A 15,220-nucleotide genomic window follows, 5' to 3' on the forward strand; every position below is an offset into this window, starting at 1 on the left:
GCTGCCCACCCCGGGCTTAGACCCCCCCCCCGACCCCCTGGTGCCCACAAACGGGGCCCGGGCGGTCCCCCCCCTCAACCCCACCCCGTACGCCCGCCTGCCCCTGTTTGTGGCAAACCGGGGCGTCGGCGGTGGAGAAGAAGCCGAGGTTGCGCATCACGATGCGACGCTCGTCGTCGGTCAGGCCTTCCGGGTTTTTCCAGAGGGCGATGTCGGCGGTCATGTTGACTTCTTGCGGCATCCAGTGGTTTGCGCAACCGTCCAGGTACTTCTGCCAGGCCCAGTCGTACTTGAAAGGTACGAGTTGGTTGAGGTCGGCGCGGCAGTTGATCATGCGCTTTTCGTCAACGGCGACACGGGCGGAGGCGCCTTCGAGTTCGGCGAGGCCTTCGGCGACGTCGAGGGAATCCAGTGCTGCCTTGGCGCGGGCCACGGCGGCCGAGTCGTCGGCGGTCACGGCGCGGGCTTCCAGCGCTGCGGCACCGCCGGCGCTGTCGAGGCGGTCCATGTTGGCTTCAGTAGCGTGGCCGGCGTTGGCGCCTTTCACGGTTGCTACTTCACTGTCTTCTTTGTCGAATTCGTCCCAGCTCAGCATGACGTGTCGTCTCCTGCGTGAGGGCCTGTCGCCCCGTGTGAAACCTGATTGGTTGGTTTTTCACACGGTCGTACAGACCGCGTTGGATCTTAAGGAATCGTTTTTTGCAGCAGCTAAGGCAGGCAATAAAACAGAATTTTGTACGGGTTTCCGAGAGCCTCTGACGGGCGCAGATCAGCGTTGACGCTGCTGCGGGGCTTCAGAATGGCTTTTGCTCCCTGTAAGGGAATATTGCTGACCCGATTAGGGCGGCATTATAGGGAAAAAAACACGGCTGTGCTGAGGCGAATCCGCGCATGGAGCGGTCGAGGAGGCTGGTTTTTCGATGAGAGTGCGGGTTTACAGGGCTTTGCCGGGGATAGATTTTTTTTCGCAAAAATTTCGCGATTGTGGATTTGCTCAAAAAACGAACAAAAAATCGTGCTTTTCACTACATCTAGTGTTTTGCAAGCATTTTTGACGACTCCAGACACAACTGAGCCCGACCGAAGTCGGGCTGGAATCGACCCTCAAATGAGGCACTGAGCGGTCCGATTCGGTGCAGTCTCAATCATCAATTGGTGCAGCCGTTACCCATGACGCTGTAACGCAGGATGTGGCGCTGCCCCTTGGAGTCGTCGTACTCCATTTTCATCGGAACAACTTCGCAGACGTTTGGAACTTCGCTCATGGAAACTACGTTGGCGATGTCCAGGTGAGTCGAGTAAGTGTATTCCTCGATAGCCGGTTGTTGCTGTGCGACATCAGTCGGGACCTCGTCTGCCATGGCGGTTGCGCACAGACTGCTGAGGGCCAGAACCAATAAAGCTTTCATTTCAGATTTACCTTTTTGAGGTCGAGTGGGGTCACGCAACCTTTTTAGGGTTGCGTGTGGAACTTCATCACTTGGATAAGTTGATTAACGGCCTTCGTGGGGGCTGTAACGTTGTTAATCGGTTTGCCTTGTCGGCGATGCGGATTTTAAGGAGGTGGGTTGGGGGTAAACAGGTGGGGTTTTGATAAACACTTTTCGCGGATTTGGTAACAATCGCCGCAAAACACCGCCCAACCCTTGTAGGAGCTGCCGAAGGCTGCGATCTTTCGCCTTTGATTTTTGCAAGGCAAGATCAAAAGATCGCAGCCTGCGGCAGCTCCTACAACCATCGTCGAATGGTTCTATGGGGCTGGCCCGGCTACAACGGGGTCATACAAAAACAACTATTTCACCGAGGTAAGAAAGATGAGTGCGGCTTCTCTGTATCCCGTTCGTCCCGAGGTTCTGGCCAATACGCTGACTGACGAGGCGACCTACAAAGCCATGTACCAGCAGTCGGTCGTCAACCCTGACGGTTTCTGGCGCGAGCAAGCCAAGCGCCTCGACTGGATCAAGCCTTTCACCACGGTGAAGCAGACTTCCTTCGACGATCACCATGTCGACATCAAATGGTTCGCCGATGGCACCCTGAATGTTTCCTACAACTGCCTCGACCGTCATCTGGCCGAGCGCGGCGATCAGATCGCAATCATCTGGGAAGGCGACGATCCTTCCGAAAGCCGCAACATCACCTACCGCGAACTGCACGAACAAGTCTGCAAACTGGCCAACGCCCTGCGTGGTCAGGACGTGCACCGCGGCGACGTGGTGACTATCTATATGCCGATGATCCCCGAAGCCGTGGTCGCCATGCTGGCCTGCACCCGGATCGGCGCGATTCACTCGGTGGTGTTCGGTGGCTTCTCGCCGGAAGCCTTGGCCGGTCGGATCATCGACTGCAAATCGAAAGTGGTGATCACCGCTGACGAGGGCATCCGTGCCGGCAAGAAGATCTCGCTGAAAGCCAACGTCGACGACGCGCTGACCAATCCGGAAACCAGCAGCATCCAGAAAGTCATCGTGTGCAAGCGCACCGGTGGCGACATTAAGTGGAACCAGCATCGCGACATCTGGTACGAAGACCTGATGAAAGTGGCGGGCACCGTCTGCGCGCCAAAAGAGATGGGCGCTGAAGAAGCACTGTTCATCCTTTACACCTCCGGTTCGACCGGCAAGCCGAAGGGCGTGCAGCACACCACCGGCGGTTATCTGCTGTACGCGGCGATGACCCACGAGCGTGTGTTCGACTACCGTCCGGGCGAAATCTACTGGTGCACCGCCGACGTCGGCTGGGTCACCGGCCACAGTTACATCGTCTACGGCCCGCTGGCCAATGGCGCGACCACGCTGCTGTTCGAAGGCGTGCCGAACTACCCGGACATCACCCGGGTGGCGAAGATCGTCGACAAGCACAAGGTCAACATCCTCTACACCGCACCGACCGCGATCCGCGCGATGATGGCGTCGGGCACCGCCGCTGTTGAAGGCGCTGATGGCAGCAGCCTGCGTCTGCTCGGTTCGGTGGGCGAGCCGATCAATCCGGAAGCCTGGGACTGGTACTACAAGAATGTCGGCAAGTCGCGTTGCCCGATCGTCGATACCTGGTGGCAGACTGAAACCGGCGGCAACATGATGAGCCCGCTGCCGGGGGCGCATGCGCTGAAGCCGGGGTCGGCGGCACGTCCGTTCTTCGGTGTGGTGCCGGCGCTGGTCGACAACCTCGGCAACATCATCGAGGGCGAGGCTGAAGGCAATCTGGTGATTCTCGATTCGTGGCCGGGTCAGGCGCGCACGCTGTATGGCGACCACGATCGCTTTGTCGACACCTACTTCAAGACCTTCCGTGGCATGTACTTCACCGGTGACGGTGCGCGGCGTGACGCCGATGGTTACTACTGGATCACCGGGCGTGTCGACGACGTGCTTAACGTGTCTGGCCACCGCATGGGCACCGCCGAGATCGAAAGCGCCATGGTCGCCCACCCGAAAGTCGCCGAAGCGGCGGTGGTTGGCGTGCCGCACGACATCAAGGGGCAGGGCATTTATGTCTACGTCACCCTGAAGAATGGCGAGGAGCCGAGCGAGCAACTGCGTCTGGAGCTGAAGAACTGGGTGCGCAAAGAGATCGGCCCGATTGCTTCGCCGGACGTGATCCAGTGGGCGCCGGGGCTGCCAAAGACGCGTTCGGGCAAGATCATGCGGCGGATTCTGCGCAAGATTGCGACGGCTGAGTACGACGGGCTGGGGGATATTTCGACCCTGGCTGATCCGGGTGTGGTGCAGCATTTGATTGATACGCACAAGACGATGAATGTGGCTTAAGCGTTAGCTCCATAGAGCCCTGTCCGGTGATGCCGGGCGGGGCTTTTTTGTGTCTGGGGAGGTGTGGTGGCTGTGCCGGCCTCATCGCGAGCAGGCTCACTCCTACAGTTGATTGGAGCGCGATCACTGTAGGAGTGAGCCTGCTCGCGATAGCCATCTGTCAGACACCGGTGTACTTCGCTGTCGGAATCCAAACCCACCCAATCAATAATTATCGATTTCCTGCGCAAGCCCTTTCCCGCTGTTACCCGCACTCATCCGAGTAACCAAATGTGTAACCGCCCGCCCTGCGGCGGGGCGAAGGGAAACGCTATGCCCCGTTTTAGAGCCTTAAAACCCCCGGTGAAAAATAAGACACAACGCTGCGCTTGCCGGATTAGAAGGGTTTGCGAATAATAGGCCCGCAATTTGCAGCATAGATCGGTTCACTGTCTTTCGCTCTTGCATGAATTTGCAAGGCTGTCAATGCGCTCAAGCGGGTTTCTCTGTGCATCTGTAATTAGTTGTCGCATTGAAGAAATATCGGCTTCGGGCCTGTCGTTAGAATGCCGATCACCCGCTCATCGTGGCTGACGTTGAAAACCCCGAGGGTTTCAATAGGAAATTTCCCACCGATGCTGCGCCGCTTTCCCGATTCACCCATTCGCATATTGGGCTGTCGCTCACTCTGCCGTTTTTGCCCTTTACCGATGGAGTCCCAAGATGAAGAAACTTGTGCTGCTTGGCGCCCTGGCACTGTCCGTGCTGTCGCTGAATTCCTTCGCTGATGAAAAACCTCTGAAGATCGGTATCGAAGCGGCTTACCCTCCGTTCGCTTCGAAAGCGCCGGATGGCAGCATCGTCGGTTTCGACTACGACATCGGCAACGCCCTGTGTGAAGAAATGAAGGTCAAGTGCCAGTGGGTCGAGCAAGAGTTCGACGGTCTGATCCCGGCACTGAAAGTGCGCAAGATCGACGCGATCCTGTCGTCCATGTCGATCACTGAAGACCGCAAGAAGTCTGTGGACTTCACCAACAAGTACTACAACACCCCGGCCCGTCTGGTCATGAAGCAAGGCACCGTTGTCAGCGACAACCTGTCTGAGCTCAAGGGCAAGAACATCGGCGTGCAACGTGGTTCGATCCACGAGCGTTTCGCTCGCGAAGTCCTGGCCCCGCTGGGTGCCGAGATCAAGCCATACGGCTCGCAGAACGAAATCTACCTCGACGTGGCCGCCGGTCGCCTCGACGGTACCGTGGCTGACGCCACCCTGCTGCAGGACGGCTTCCTGAACACTGATTCCGGCAAAGGCTTCGCCTTCGTTGGCCCGCAGTTCACCGACGTCAAATACTTCGGCGACGGCGTAGGCATCGCTGTGCGCAAGGGTGACGCGCTGAAAGACAAGATCAACGCGGCCATCGCGGCGATCCGTGAAAACGGCAAATACAAAGCCATCCAGGACAAATACTTCGCCTTCGATATCTACGGCAAGTAACACGTCTCTGCGACAAGTCAGAAATGGCGCAAGCAACAGGATCTCTGCGGTTTGCGCCATTTTTTCATCCCAACTTTCGAGGACCTGAATCATGTTGAAAGGCTACGGGGCTGTCATCCTCGATGGCGCATGGCTGACGCTTCAGCTCGCCTTGTCGTCCATGGCCCTGGCCATCGTTCTCGGGCTGATCGGGGTCGCGTTGCGCCTGTCGCCGATTCGTTGGCTGGCGTGGCTGGGCGATCTGTATTCCACGGTGATCCGCGGGATTCCCGACCTGGTGTTGATCCTGCTGATCTTTTACGGCGGTCAGGACTTGCTCAACCGCGTCGCGCCGATGCTCGGTTATGACGACTACATCGACCTGAACCCGCTGGCCGCCGGTATCGGCACCCTCGGTTTCATCTTCGGTGCGTACCTGTCCGAGACGTTCCGTGGCGCGTTCATGGCGATCCCGAAAGGTCAGGCCGAAGCGGGGATGGCGTACGGCATGAGCAGTTTTCAGGTGTTCTTCCGGGTGATGGTGCCGCAGATGATTCGTCTGGCGATCCCTGGCTTCACCAACAACTGGCTGGTTCTGACCAAGGCGACCGCGCTGATTTCGGTGGTCGGTCTGCAAGACATGATGTTCAAGGCCAAGCAGGCGGCGGATGCCACCCGCGAGCCTTTCACCTTCTTCCTCGCAGTGGCGGCGATGTACCTGGTGATCACCAGTGTTTCGTTGCTGGCGCTGCGTCACCTTGAGAAGCGCTACTCGGTAGGCGTAAGGGCGGCTGATCTATGATCTTCGACTACAACGTCATTTGGGAGGCCATGCCGCTGTACCTCGGCGGCCTGCTGACCACCCTCAAACTGCTCGCGCTGTCGCTGTTGTTCGGTCTGTTGGCGGCACTGCCGCTGGGCCTGATGCGCGTTTCCAAGAACCCGATTGTCAATGGCGCCGCGTGGCTCTACACCTACGTGATCCGCGGCACGCCGATGCTGGTGCAGCTGTTTTTGATCTACTACGGTCTGGCGCAATTCGAAGCAGTACGTGAAAGCTTCTTGTGGCCTTGGCTGTCCAGCGCGACGTTCTGCGCGTGCCTGGCATTCGCAATCAACACCAGCGCCTACACCGCCGAAATCATCGCCGGCAGCCTCAAGGCCACGCCGAACGGCGAGATCGAAGCCGCCAAGGCCATGGGCATGTCGCGCTTCAAACTGTACAAGCGCATCCTGTTGCCATCGGCCCTGCGCCGGGCGCTGCCGCAGTACAGCAACGAAGTGATCATGATGCTGCAGACCACCAGTCTGGCGTCCATCGTGACCCTGATCGACATCACCGGCGCGGCCCGTACCGTCAACGCGCAGTACTACCTGCCGTTCGAGGCGTACATCACCGCCGGCGTGTTCTACCTGTGCCTGACCTTCATTCTGGTGAAGCTGTTCAAGCTGGCCGAGCGCCGCTGGTTGAGCTACCTGGCCCCGCGGAAGCACTGATATGGAACGCATTGATCACGTATTGCCGTGGAGTCATCTGGGCAGCGAACGTAAGATTTCGGTGTTCCGGTTTGGGAGCGGCGAGCGCAAGGCTTACATCCAGGCCAGCCTGCACGCTGACGAACTGCCGGGCATGCGCACCGCCTGGGAGCTGAAAAAGCGCCTTGGCGAACTCGAAGCCCAAGACCTGCTCAACGGCGTGATCGAGCTGGTGCCGGTCGCCAACCCGCTGGGCCTCGGCCAATTGCTGCAAGGCAATCATCAGGGGCGTTTCGAGGCGGGCAGCGGCAAGAATTTCAACCGCGATTTCGTCGAGCTGAGCGCGCCGGTTGCAGCGGCGCTGGCCGAGCGTCTCGGTGACGATCCGCACGCCAACATTCGCCTGATCCGTCAGGCCATGGCTGATCATCTGGCAGCGTTGCCCGAAGCGAGCAGCCAGTTGCAAGGCATGCAGCGCGTTTTGCTCAGCCACGCCTGCACTGCCAATGTGGTGCTCGACTTGCACTGCGACGCTGAAGCCGCGCTGCACATGTATGCGCTGCCGCAGCACTGGCCGCAGTGGCGTTCGCTGGCCGCGCACTTGAATGTGAAGGTCGGTTTGCTGGCGGAAGATTCCGGCGGCAGCTCCTTCGATGAAGCGTGCTCGTTGCCGTGGCTGCGCCTGTCGCGGCAGTTCCCGGACGCGCAGATTCCGCTGGCGTGCCTGGCGACTACCGTCGAGCTCGGCGGTCAGGCCAATACCGACCGCGCGGATGCGGTGGCCTGGGCCGAAGGCATTCTGGCGTTTCTTGCCGAGCAGGGCCTGATCACGGGCGAGTGGCCGAAACCGGCCAACGAAGCGTGCGAAGGCATGCCGTTCGAAGGCACCGAATTACTGTTGGCGCCGCACCCCGGTGTGGTGAGTTTTCTGCGTAAACCCGGCGAGTGGGTTGAAGCCGGGGATGAGATTTTCGAAGTGATCGACCCTGTGTCCGATCGGGTCAGCACGGTGTGTGCTGGTACGTCCGGGGTGCTGTTTGCCATTGAACGGCTGCGCTATGCCCAACCCGGTTTCTGGCTGGCCAAGGTGGCGGGGCGCGAAGCGCTGCGTCACGGGCGCTTGCTCAACGACTGACTGACTGTTTTTGTGAGAACCGACCGCATGTACAAACTTGAAGTCCAAGACCTGCATAAACGCTATGGCAGTCACGAAGTGCTCAAGGGCGTGTCCCTGAAAGCGGCAGCCGGCGATGTGATCAGCATCATCGGCTCCAGTGGCTCCGGCAATAGTACTTTCCTGCGCTGCATCAACCTGCTTGAGCAGCCACACGCGGGCAACATACTGCTCAACAACGAAGAGCTGAAACTGGTGGCGAACAAGGACGGCGCGCTGAAAGCCGCTGATCCGAAACAGCTGCAGCGCATGCGTTCGCGCCTGTCGATGGTGTTCCAGCATTTCAATCTGTGGTCGCACATGACCGCGTTGGAAAACATCATGGAAGCGCCGGTTCACGTACTGGGTGTGTCCAAGGCTGAAGCGCGCGAGAAGGCCGAGCACTACCTGAACAAGGTTGGCGTGGCCCATCGCAAAGACGCGTTCCCGGGGCACATGTCCGGTGGCGAACAGCAGCGTGTGGCGATTGCCCGTGCGCTGGCGATGGAGCCGGAAGTGATGCTGTTCGACGAACCGACTTCGGCGCTCGATCCGGAACTGGTCGGCGACGTACTCAAAGTCATGCAGGCCCTCGCTCAGGAAGGCCGCACCATGGTGGTGGTCACGCATGAAATGGGCTTCGCCCGTGAAGTGTCGAACCAGTTGGTGTTCCTGCACAAAGGTGTCGTGGAAGAGAGTGGCAACCCGCGCGAAGTGCTGGTCAATCCGCAATCCGAGCGTCTGCAGCAGTTCCTGTCGGGTAGCCTCAAGTAAACGCTCCCGTTATGCACCAAATTAGGTCATGCTTCGCGACCTGAAGACCGGGTGAAATCCCCTGTAGGAGCTGCCGAAGGCTGCGATCTTTTGATCTTCAACGACAAAATCAAAAGATCGCAGCCTCGTTTCACTCGACAGCTCCTACAGAGGGAGCTTCGCAGGTTTCGAGATTTGCGTTCATTTACGGGCTAGCATTGGCCCATGCCTTCATCACCGTTCTTCGTTTCGGATTGCCCGCCCATGACTGCCCATCGAATTGGTTTCCTGATTTGGCCCAGCACTAAAGCTCTGACGCTGGCGCTGGCGGAGGAGGCCTTGCGTGTTGCTCAGCGGGTGCACCCGGAGGTGGTTTACGAACTGTCGTTCCTGCAGGCCGAAACCAATCCCGAAGCGGCGGCCGAAGGCGCCTGGCAACTGCCCGGCGAGGCCTGGATCGGCAAGCTGGAAAACTTCCAGAAACTGTTCCTGCTCGCCGACGAGCCGCCGACCACCCTGGCCCCGGCACTCAGCAGCGCGCTCAAACAACTGGTGCGTGCCGGTTGCGTGATCGGTGGTCTGTCGGCGGGTGTATACCCGTTGGCGCAACTCGGTCTGCTCGACGGTTATCGCGCGGCCGTGCACTGGCGCTGGCAGGACGATTTCGCTGAGCGCTTCCCCAAAGTCATCGCCACCAGCCATCTGTTCGACTGGGATCGCGATCGCCTGACCGCGTGTGGCGGCATGTCGGTGCTCGATCTGCTGCTGGCGGTGCTGGCCCGTGATCACGGGGCAGAACTGGCCGGGGCGGTGTCCGAAGAGCTGGTGGTCGAGCGCATCCGCGAGGGCGGCGAACGCCAGCGCATTCCGCTGCAGAACCGCCTCGGTTCCAGCCATCCGAAGCTCACCCAAGCCGTGTTGCTGATGGAAGCCAACATCGAAGAGCCGCTGACCACCGACGAAATCGCCCAGCACGTGTGCGTGTCCCGTCGGCAGCTGGAGCGGATCTTCAAGCAATACCTCAACCGTGTGCCGAGCCAGTATTACCTGGAGCTGCGCCTGAACAAGGCCCGGCAGATGTTGATGCAGACCAGCAAGTCGATCATCCAGATCGGCCTGTCCTGCGGTTTCTCCTCGGGGCCACACTTCTCCAGCGCCTATCGCAACTTCTTCGGCGCCACGCCGCGCGAAGATCGCAACCAGCGACGCAGCAGCAGTCCGTTCGAACTGTCGTCGGTGCCGCCGGAGCGCGGTTGACGCACCCCGGCCTATTGCGCTGAACGTCACTCGTCGGCTTCGGACTCTTCGGACGTCGACACCTCCATTTCCGCTCGCTCGATAACGGCTTCCACACCGAAGTCGATGCGGTTCTTTCTGAAGTAGGCGATCAGGCGTGCAAGGCTGATTTCAGAAATGGGGTTGCCGCGCAGATTGATTTTCTCCGCGCGCTCTTGCGGCAGTTCGAGAATGTCGCTGGAGATCTCGCTGATGGCATTGCCGTCGAGGGCGACGATTTCCAGGTTTTCGAGTTGCAGCAGGCCCGCCGGAAGTCCGGTGATGCCGGTGTTGTCCAGCAGCAGGCTCGTCAGCTCGCTCATCTGACTGACGTCGGGAATCTCACCAAGCGGGTTGTCGCTCAGATCCAGGTGATCCAGGCGCGCCATTTGCGCCAGTTGCAGAGCTGACTGGCGAGTGAGCGTGATACGGCATTCCGAGAGCGACAGGTAGTTCAGGTCAGCCATCCGGAAAATCGCTTCGGGGAGATTTTCCAGTTGGATCTGGTAAAGCGTCAGGCCGCGCAGATTGGGAAACAATTGCAGGAAGTCGGCGGTGCCGAAAGTGCGTCCAGGGCGGCTTCTGATGTACAGATGCGTGACATGAGTGAAGTCGGCCTGCAGCACCGGCAGGTTGCCGCTGATGTGGGTGGCCAGATTCAGGTCATGGATCGGCTGATCGTGCTGATCGACTTCCTGGTGTTCTGTCTCCCGGCGCCAGCACTGCTCAAGCAGATTCTTGAATTCAAGCCGCGCTTCCTGTTCGTTCAGCAGCTCTTCAGCCGAGTACGGTTCGCCACTGATCGGGTGCAGGGCGGGGTGGTCGGCTGCCCAATCCGAGAGCGTGTCACTCATGTTGCGAAACTCGACCTCAAGGCGCGCCAACTCGAGGCGGCCATCGGCAATAGTGCCGGGTAGCTGGTAGAAAAACTCACTGGCCTGCTCCTGGTCCATTTGCGTGTACAAGGCCTGTACGCGATGCACGTCGGCCGGTTCAGCCATCACACCGAAATCCTGGAGTGTTTCTTTGAAGTGGTGCTTGATGCGTTCGCGGCCCGCCGTCTCAATCGGATTGCCGCCCAGGTCGAAGCCTTCCGGAATGATGCTGGGCAGTTCGAACAGGTCGGTCGGCAACGACTGGATGGCGTTGTCGTTGAGCAGTGCGGTGCGCAACAGTGGACAATTCAGCAGGCCTGTCGGCAGGTCGGTAATGCCGGTGTCCGATACATCGATGTAGTTGAGTTTCGACAGGCGCGATACGTCGGGTAGCAGTCCCAGCGGATTCTTGTAGAGATCGAGCGTGGTCAGTTGTGTTTGCCCTGCGAGTACCGCCCGGCTCTGATCCGTGAGGGTGATCGCGCAATCACTGAGAACCAGTTCGCGCAATTGCGGTGACCGGGCGATCACGTCCGGCAGGCGCCCGAGTTGAAAATTGCGCAGGGCCAGGCGACTCAGGTTGGAAAAGCTGTTGAGGAATCCGTGTGTGCCGTGCGTGCTGCTGGCGCCTTCCATGGTCAGGTAATGCACGTGACTGAAATTCACATCCAGTTGTGGCAGCTCGCCGAAGATCGGTTGGGTCAGCCGCAGATCGATCCTGTGCTCGCTATCCTCTGGCAGGCTGACCTGTTGCTTCCAGCACTCCAGCAGGTCGATCCGAATCTGCTGCCGGCGATAGCGCTGGGCAGCATATTGTTCGGGGCTGAGGCGGACGCCGGTCTGTGGATGATGCAGCGGAATGGCCTCGACCCAGGGGCTCAGGACGTCACCCAGGCGTTGACGCTCAATGAGCAAACGGTTCAACTCGCCTCGGGGGCCATTCGGATGGCGCTGCAAGCGTTCGACAAACGCTTCCAGTTCCTCCGGCAACAAGTGCGGTAAAAGCCAGTGAGCATGGGCTTGCAGGGTCGGGGTATTGCTCGGCATGCGCCGATACCCGGTTGTGCCGCCCAGCAGGCGCATGACCGCCGGATCATGGGCAGGTTTGCGCTGCGGATTTTGCGCCAGTAACGCCAGCAGTGCTTGACGGTCCATGGGGTGCTGGCGGATCAGTTGTTCGAGCCAGGCGTCCTCTTCGGCGCCGATTTTCAACGCCGCGCGCTCGGTGTCGGGCAAGGCGTGCAGCACACTGGAGAGCAGTTGCCCCGGTGCATGCAGTGATTGGCCCGCTTCATTGAAGGGCTGATAGTCACCTTGTTCGTTCAGCACCAGCACGCTGCGTACCGGCGCATTCTGCGGGCCGACGCTGTCGAGCAATGGTCCACTGAGCGCATAGTGCCTGACCTCGATGCGCACCGACGCGGTCCAGCCCGGCAGTCGTTGCAGGGTGTGCAGGATCAGCCGGTCGCTGTCGAGATTGTTCGCCGTTGCCTTCAGCGTCAGCCCTTCCAGGGCCCGTGCGGCGCGCACTTGCAGCGCGGCTTCTTCAGTCATTTCGAGCAGGCGCGGCGACAGGATCGAGCGCTGGAGTTGCTGGCATTCGGCGTCACTCGCCGTCGCGAGAATGGCCTGGGCGAGATGCTTCGGCAGGCCGGGTTGGGCATCCATCAAGGCCTGGGTCAGCGGGCCGGCGCCGCGTTGCATTTGCCGATAGCGATCCTCGAACAGGCTCTGGCGCTTGTCCTGCGCAAGCCTGGCAAGGATGCGACGCAGGTTTGCCGCTCGTGTTTGTGCAGCGGGAGCCGGGGTATGCGGCGGTTCGCCCAAAAGCGTTCTTCTTTGCGATTCCGTCAGGCGTTGCAGGCAGGTCTGGAGCAAGTCGTTGCTGTCCAGCCGCGTACCACCGACCTGCACAAACGGCACGTCAGGGACGGGGCTGCGCCACAATGTTCGGCCTTGGCGGTCGATCAGTTGCAGGCCTTTGTCCAGCGGCCAGTAGCCGTTGTCGTAGAGCAACTGCAATTGGGTAACCGGATCAGCGTGGAGATAGTCCTCGGCGCGATCACTGCCCATCTGTTCGATGAACTTCTGCACGTCCTGATCGATCTGCCAGCGCTGCAGCGTATCGACCAGCAGCGGCGGTAACTGCTCGAGTTCGCCATGCATCTGGCGCAAGGCGTTTTCCTCGCAGCCACTGATGCTCAGCAGGCGCTCCTGCAGTTCGCCGGCAAGCCTCTGCATGTGCGGGTGGCTGCGGCTGAGCACGGTGGCTCGATCCCAATTCAGCGGCTGGTCGAGTTCGGTTTGCCAGGCGCCGGCGGCGTTGTGCCGCAGGACGGGTTTGTAGGCTTCGGGGCGCGTCGGATGGTCGATGCAATGCGCGCCTGTTTCGGCGTTACGGCTGACGGCGTAGCGCTTTTGTTCGAGGGTCAGCAGGGTTTTGCCCTGGTGATGTTGCAGGCCCAGTGCATCGGTCTGCAGGTCTTTGGGCAAGGCGCCGGGCAACTCGTAGGGACGCAGGTCGGGCTTCCAGTAACGGGTCTTTCCATTCGCTACCTTCACCGCAATGAAGCGGTCGATGAACGAGACTACATCGCTCGGCAGCAACGCGCGAAACTCGCCGGCCGTGAGGGCGCCTCCAGCAGCAAAGGTGCCGACTTGCACAACGGATTCGACGGCGCCCATGAAGTGCCCGAGAGCTTCACGCGGCAGTCCTTCGGCCCAGTCGACGATACTTTCGAACGTCTCGTCGAGTAACTGGTAGGCGGTGTAGGCGAGCATCAGTTCGCCGAGGAACGGCACGAATGGCAGGGCGACGAAAGCGACGATATCGAGCAAGGTCTGGGCAATTTCAGTGAAGGAATCCCAGAGCGCCCAGCGTGCTTTGCGATCCACTGTGGCGGTGGAAACGGCGACGGCGCGGGCATCGTTGAGGATCTTGTCGAGCTTGCGTTGGTACAGATATGTGAACAGCTCAGCGCGAATCGGGCTCGCGGCTATGTGCAGGAGCGGGTGTTCGGTCGGGGTCTCGCGCCAGGTGGGGCGAGGGTCACCGGTCTGTACCGGTTGCCAGGTGACAGGGCCGAGCAGGGTGTTCAAGCGGGCAAAAAAATGACCGCGCTGGGCATGCTCGATAAAGCGGCTGAAGAAGGTCTGGTATTGCGGATCGCGCAGGCGCTGCGCCAGCGCTTGAGCAAAGGCGCCGGTGTTGGCGTACTCCTTGACCGGATGCAGCGGGTCATCGGGAATATAGGCCACCACCCGCGCCGGCGCGTTTGCTGCTTCAAGGTTCGGCGCGAACAGCACGATGCCGGTCAGGCTGGCGTCCAGCATCGTCAGCGCATGGCACTGCCACGCCTGTCGATTGAGGCGCAAATGCTGCAAGCCGTCGAGCAGACCGAGAATCAGGCGGTGCACATCGGCCCCAAGGTTCTTTTGCATGTAGGCCATTTGCAGAGCGGCGACCAGCGCGGCTTTTTCGCTCGCGCGGACGCTGGATTGCAGCACCGCCGCGACCAGCGGATTGCTCAGGCCCAGATTGTCTTGCAGATAGACGCTGTAGCGCTGGCCGATATCCAGTTCGCGGCACAGGCGGGTGAAGGCAATGATCGGCATCGACGCAAGAATGTCCGGCAGTACGCGGAACCGGCCTTCGGGTGAAGGCTGGCTGATATAGCTCGAGGCGGGCTCGAAGGCGTCGGCGACGGTCTCACTGCTTTCAAAATTGTGCAGCGCCGCGTCCAGCAGCGAAACGGTCCAGGTGCGTGCGGCGCCGGACTTGATGCGTAGCCACGGAACATGGTCGGGCAGGTACAAGCGCAGGAACGTCTGCCTGACGTCCAGGTTCAAGCCAAAGCGCTTTTCCAGCTCGGCGCGCAGCAGGGGTTCGGCGAAGGTTTTGGCGTCTTGCAGGCCGGCGAGGCTTTGCTCGACGCGGTTGCGCGCGCTCCAGTGTGCGGCATTCAGCGCTCGCAGCTTTTCATGCTGGTTGCGCGGTGCTTGCCTGAGGCTTGGGGGCGGAGGGCTGGCCTGTTTCAAGGCCGCGCGATTGTCTGCCGAGGTCTGGCTCAGCCACGGTGCAATGGCCTGGAGCAGCGGTTGGTAGTGAGTGTCTTGCCTGGGGAGCAACAGTGCGTCGGGCAGTGTTGCGGGAGCGGGTGAGGTTTCGTCAATCATCGAGACGGCCGTTTGCCTGGGGAAAGGTCCATAGCAAACACCGTGGATGGATTCGATGTGCGGTACATATATACCGCACCTCATGAAACTCTCTTGATTAAGATCCCGAGTACGTCTGCGCAAACGGCGGCGTGCAGTTTAAACTGCGCCTTTGCGACGCTATATGTCGCATTGCCGTAAACCCGGGAAAATCCGGGGTTTGCGCTATAAGAAGTTCTATCAATGATGCAAGTACGGGCTGAAAACTGTACTTACAATCCAACCATAGCACGCCAGTTTCATGCGTG

Annotated in this window: 9 protein-coding genes and 1 pseudogene; 7 read left to right on the forward strand and 3 right to left on the reverse strand. The window is 60.0% G+C overall.

The window, feature by feature from the left end; all coding sequences use genetic code 11:
• Positions 1-109: 109 nt before the first annotated feature.
• Together ACIOUG_RS22875 and ACIOUG_RS22880 are read right to left on the reverse strand one after the other, a co-directional pair.
• A pseudogene (locus ACIOUG_RS22875) lies at positions 110-595 on the reverse strand (ribonucleotide-diphosphate reductase subunit beta); the annotation flags it as partial.
• Between the two features lie 553 nt (positions 596-1,148).
• Positions 1,149-1,409 carry a DUF2790 domain-containing protein gene (locus ACIOUG_RS22880; RefSeq protein WP_003227290.1) on the reverse strand — a complete coding sequence of 87 codons (261 nt, stop codon included), beginning with the start codon at positions 1,407-1,409 and terminating at the stop codon, positions 1,149-1,151.
• Between the two features lie 405 nt (positions 1,410-1,814).
• On the opposite strand from ACIOUG_RS22880, the gene acs reads away from it, so the two are divergent.
• The 7 genes from acs to argR all read left to right on the forward strand — a co-directional run bounded on the left by acs (position 1,815) and on the right by argR (position 9,864).
• The gene (acs, locus tag ACIOUG_RS22885) at positions 1,815-3,770 is read left to right on the forward strand and encodes an acetate--CoA ligase (RefSeq protein WP_047599664.1); all 1,956 of its coding nucleotides are present in this window, start codon (positions 1,815-1,817) and stop codon (positions 3,768-3,770) included.
• 702 nt (positions 3,771-4,472) lie between these two features.
• Entirely contained in the window at positions 4,473-5,246 is a 774-nt protein-coding gene (locus ACIOUG_RS22890; protein ID WP_027612633.1) for an ABC transporter substrate-binding protein, read from the forward strand.
• A 91-nt stretch (positions 5,247-5,337) separates the two neighbouring features.
• Positions 5,338-6,027 (forward strand): ABC transporter permease, encoded by a 690-nt coding sequence (locus ACIOUG_RS22895; RefSeq protein ID WP_003227287.1) that lies wholly within the window; start codon positions 5,338-5,340, stop codon positions 6,025-6,027.
• Positions 6,024-6,722 carry an ABC transporter permease gene (locus ACIOUG_RS22900; protein WP_003227285.1) on the forward strand — a complete coding sequence of 233 codons (699 nt, stop codon included), beginning with the start codon at positions 6,024-6,026 and terminating at the stop codon, positions 6,720-6,722. Before ACIOUG_RS22895 ends, ACIOUG_RS22900 begins: the two co-directional genes overlap by 4 nt.
• A 1-nt stretch (position 6,723) precedes the next feature.
• Positions 6,724-7,836: a M14 family metallopeptidase gene (locus tag ACIOUG_RS22905; protein ID WP_401068861.1), complete on the forward strand. Its 1,113-nt coding sequence runs from the start codon at positions 6,724-6,726 to the stop codon at positions 7,834-7,836.
• 27 nt (positions 7,837-7,863) lie between these two features.
• Complete coding sequence (locus tag ACIOUG_RS22910) at positions 7,864-8,628, forward strand: ABC transporter ATP-binding protein (protein ID WP_401068863.1); 765 nt, start codon at positions 7,864-7,866, stop codon at positions 8,626-8,628.
• 243 nt (positions 8,629-8,871) lie between these two features.
• Positions 8,872-9,864, forward strand: coding sequence for a transcriptional regulator ArgR (gene argR, locus ACIOUG_RS22915; protein ID WP_401068864.1), 993 nt, complete (start codon positions 8,872-8,874; stop codon positions 9,862-9,864).
• 26 nt (positions 9,865-9,890) lie between these two features.
• Here the strand turns inward: argR and ACIOUG_RS22920 are convergent, their stop codons facing one another.
• Entirely contained in the window at positions 9,891-14,933 is a 5,043-nt protein-coding gene (locus ACIOUG_RS22920) for a dermonecrotic toxin domain-containing protein (protein WP_401068866.1), read from the reverse strand.
• Positions 14,934-15,220: the final 287 nt, after the last annotated feature.

It is taken from the genome of Pseudomonas sp. NPDC087803, from assembly GCF_044742995.1.
Taxonomy (GTDB): domain Bacteria; phylum Pseudomonadota; class Gammaproteobacteria; order Pseudomonadales; family Pseudomonadaceae; genus Aquipseudomonas.

What these genes read in the sequence shown, in the direction of transcription:
- ACIOUG_RS22880 (WP_003227290.1), bottom strand. Translation starts at nt 1,409, where the DNA reads ATGAAAGCTTTATTGGTTCTGGCCCTCAGCAGTCTGTGCGCAACCGCC.
- acs (WP_047599664.1), top strand. Translation starts at nt 1,815, where the DNA reads ATGAGTGCGGCTTCTCTGTATCCCGTTCGTCCCGAGGTTCTGGCCAAT.
- ACIOUG_RS22890 (WP_027612633.1), top strand. Translation starts at nt 4,473, where the DNA reads ATGAAGAAACTTGTGCTGCTTGGCGCCCTGGCACTGTCCGTGCTGTCG.
- ACIOUG_RS22895 (WP_003227287.1), top strand. Translation starts at nt 5,338, where the DNA reads ATGTTGAAAGGCTACGGGGCTGTCATCCTCGATGGCGCATGGCTGACG.
- ACIOUG_RS22900 (WP_003227285.1), top strand. Translation starts at nt 6,024, where the DNA reads ATGATCTTCGACTACAACGTCATTTGGGAGGCCATGCCGCTGTACCTC.
- ACIOUG_RS22905 (WP_401068861.1), top strand. Translation starts at nt 6,724, where the DNA reads ATGGAACGCATTGATCACGTATTGCCGTGGAGTCATCTGGGCAGCGAA.
- ACIOUG_RS22910 (WP_401068863.1), top strand. Translation starts at nt 7,864, where the DNA reads ATGTACAAACTTGAAGTCCAAGACCTGCATAAACGCTATGGCAGTCAC.
- argR (WP_401068864.1), top strand. Translation starts at nt 8,872, where the DNA reads ATGACTGCCCATCGAATTGGTTTCCTGATTTGGCCCAGCACTAAAGCT.
- ACIOUG_RS22920 (WP_401068866.1), bottom strand. Translation starts at nt 14,933, where the DNA reads ATGATTGACGAAACCTCACCCGCTCCCGCAACACTGCCCGACGCACTG.